At 65.1% G+C, this 3,217-nt stretch carries 4 protein-coding genes; all 4 read right to left on the bottom strand.

Annotation, left to right across the window (positions count from 1 at the left end; translation table 11 throughout):
- Positions 1-49 precede the first annotated feature (49 nt).
- The gene (locus VIQ49_RS05280; protein ID WP_331881632.1) at positions 50-967 is read right to left on the bottom strand and encodes a phosphatidylinositol mannoside acyltransferase; all 918 of its coding nucleotides are present in this window, start codon (positions 965-967) and stop codon (positions 50-52) included.
- On the bottom strand, positions 964-1,620 hold the full coding sequence (pgsA, locus tag VIQ49_RS05275; protein WP_331881630.1) for a phosphatidylinositol phosphate synthase: 657 nt from the start codon (positions 1,618-1,620) through the stop codon (positions 964-966). Before pgsA ends, VIQ49_RS05280 begins: the two co-directional genes overlap by 4 nt.
- A 48-nt stretch (positions 1,621-1,668) precedes the next feature.
- Positions 1,669-2,232, bottom strand: a complete 564-nt coding sequence (locus VIQ49_RS05270) for an HIT domain-containing protein (protein WP_331881627.1) — start codon at positions 2,230-2,232, stop codon at positions 1,669-1,671.
- The coding region (gene thrS / locus VIQ49_RS05265) for a threonine--tRNA ligase (RefSeq protein WP_331881624.1) at positions 2,229-3,217 on the bottom strand (989 nt) is incomplete at its 5' end. The genes VIQ49_RS05270 and thrS, both read right to left, overlap by 4 nt.

Genomic DNA, 3,217 nt, shown 5'->3' with positions numbered 1-3,217 from the left:
ACCCCGCCGGGGATGTCGAAGGAATACGGGCAGATCATGCCGATCTTCATCAGCCTCTCCCCTCCTCGATGAGACGACGCCGGTTCGATGACCAGTCGGCCTCCCACAGCGGCTGGAGCATGTGCCAATCGGCCGGGTGCGCACCAATATTGGTCTCGAACACCGCGGCCAGGGCCTGCGTGGTCGCGTCGATACCGCCGGAGGCGTCGATGGGCTCACCGCACGAGATCTGAGAAGTGTCGGGACCGGTGAACCAGTGGTGCACCGGGATCAGTGCGGCACCGGTCTCGATGGCGAGTTTGGCCGGCCCGGCGGGCATCCGGGTCTTCTCTCCGAAGAACGTCACCGGGACACCGTGTTTGGCGAGATCACGCTCACCGAGCAAGCACACCACACCGCCGGCGCGCAGGCGCGCCGCCAGTTGTGGGTACGGCGGCGTCTGGCCACCGCTGAGCGGGAAGATCTCGAAGCCCAGGCTTTCCCGGTAGCGGACGAAACGCTCGAACAACGAATCCGGTTTCAGACGTTCGGCAACGGTCGAGAACTCCCCCACATTCTGAACCAGCCACACACCGGCCGCGTCCCAGTTGCCGCTGTGGGGCAATGCGAAGATCAGGCCCTTGCCCTTGTCGAGGGCGGTCATGAAGCGGTCGCGGTCGGCATCGGGCATGCATACGCGCGAGGCCGCGGTCGCCAGATCCATGGACGGCATCCGGAAGGCCTCTCGCCAGTACCGCAGGTACGAGCGCATCGAGTCCCGCATCAGATCGTCGGGCACGTCGGCGGGTGTGCAGCCGAGCACTCGGGCGAGGTTCTTGCGCAACTGGTCGGGGCCGCCTCCGCGGCTGCCGGCCACCGTGCCCACCCGGTCGAAGATCGCCCGTGCGGCACCTTCGGGAAGGTGCCGGACCAGCGACCAGCCGGAGGCGTAACCGACATCGGCAAGCCGTTCGGTGAGCCCGCTCACTCGGTCGGCCCGCCGGCTTTCGGCGACGGTGTCTGGATCGGGATCAGATCGGTGGCACCGGGCGACTTGTACACCGACCACATCCGCTGGAAGACGGTGATCACGCTGCCCACGGCCAGCAGCCACATCGCGATGTGGATGGCCCACGGCAGTCCGAGACCGGTGAGCCCCGAGCCCACCAACACGATGATCAGCCGGTCCGGACGCTCGATCAGTCCGCCGTCGCCGTTCAGACCACTGGCCTCGGCGCGCGCCTTGGCGTACGAGATCACCTGTGAGGTGACCAGGCAGATCATCGTCGCGACAAACAGCGGTTTGCTGGGTTCCTCCACCAGGCACCACCAGCCGAGGCCGGCGAAGATCGCACCGTCCGCGAGGCGATCGCACGTGGAGTCGAGGACGGCACCGAACTTCGTACCGCCGCCGCGCGCCCGGGCCATCGCACCGTCGAGCATGTCGAACATCACGAAGAACCAGATCACCAACGTGCCGACGAACAGGTAGCCCATCGGGAACAGGGTGACCGCGGCCGCGATGGTCGCGGCGGTGCCGATCATCGTCATCGCATCGGGTGTCAGGCCGGTTTTGATCAGCGCCCGGCCCAGCGGAAGCGTGACCTTCGACACCGACGCGCGCCCCAGCACACTCAACATAAACTCAGCACGCTCTCATCAGAAAGTTCTTCATCGGGTACTCCGGCGTCAATCCTGCAGCTTCAGCCAGGCTTCCGCCAGCAACGCCCTGGTGTCGCGGAGCAGTTGCGGCATCACCTTGGTCTCACCGATCACGGTGATGAAGTTGGCGTCGCCACCCCATCTGGGTACCACGTGCTGATGCAGATGTTCGGCCAACGACCCGCCGGCCGCGGTACCGAGGTTGAGGCCGACGTTGAACGCATCCGGGTTCGAGACGGACTTGATGGCACGGATCATCTTCTGCGTGAACACCATCAGCTCGCGGCTCTCGGCCTCGGTGAGGTCCTCGAGATCGGCGACCTGACGGTACGGGACGATCATCGCGTGCCCTGGGTTGTACGGGTAGAGGTTCAGGACCGCGTACACCGTGTCGCCGCGGGCGACCATGAGACCCGACTCGTCGGACATCCGCGGGATGTCGATGAAGGGATGCACCGACTTCGCCGACGAATCGGCGCCGTCACCGTTGCCGGATCCGGCGCGTGGCGCAGCGGTGATGTAGGACATGCGGTGTGGGCTCCACAGCCGCTGCAGGCGATCGGGTTGCCCCGGCCCCTCGTCGCGGATCACGCCGGCGCCTCGCTCAGATCCAAGTCCTCGATCAACGCTGCGGTCGGCGACTCGTTGCGCCTGGCGAGTGTCCAGTCCGTGATGATGCGGACGGCGTCGGCGACCGGTATGCCGTTGACCTGGGTGCCGTCCCGGAACCGGAAGCTCACCGCGCCGGCCTCGACGTCGCGCTCGCCGGCCAGCAGCATGAACGGGACCTTACCCGTGGTGTGATTGCGGATCTTCTTCTGCATCCGGTCGTCGGACTGATCGACCTCGGCCCGGATGCCATTCGACTTGAGCTGTGCCACAACATCTTCCAGATGCGGAACAAACGCATCGGCCACCGGGATACCGACCACCTGCACCGGCGACAGCCAGGCCGGGAAGGCGCCCGCGTAGTGCTCGGTCAGCACACCGAAGAACCGTTCGATGGACCCGAACAGTGCCCGGTGGATCATCACCGGACGGTGTTTTGAACCGTCGGACCCGGTGTATTCCATCTCGAACCGCTCGGGCAGGTTGAAGTCGAGCTGAATGGTCGACATCTGCCAGTTGCGACCGAGCGCGTCCTTGACCTGTACGGAGATCTTCGGACCGTAGAACGCGGCGCCGCCCGGGTCGGGCACCAGACGCAGTCCGGATGCTTCGCCGACCTCGGCGAGGGTGGCTGTCGCCTCATCCCAGATCTCATCCGAACCAACGAACTTGTCGGGGTTGCGGGTCGAGAGTTCGAGGTAGAAGTCGTCGAGGCCGTAGTCCTTGAGCAGACCGAGCACGAAGTTCAGTGTGGAGGTCAGCTCCCCGCGCATCTGCTCTTTGGTGCAGTAGATGTGTGCGTCGTCCTGCGTCATACCGCGTACGCGGGTCAAGCCGTGGATGACACCCGATTTCTCGTAGCGGTACACCGAACCGAATTCGAACAGTCGCAGTGGCAATTCCCGGTAGGAGCGACCCCGTGCGTTGAATATCAGGTTGTGCATCGGGCAGTTCATCGGCTTCAGGT

This window comes from Williamsia sp. (genome assembly GCF_036566845.1).
In the GTDB taxonomy this organism is placed as follows: Bacteria; Actinomycetota; Actinomycetes; order Mycobacteriales; family Mycobacteriaceae; genus Williamsia.
This window is presented reverse-complemented; position numbering and strand designations above follow the sequence as displayed.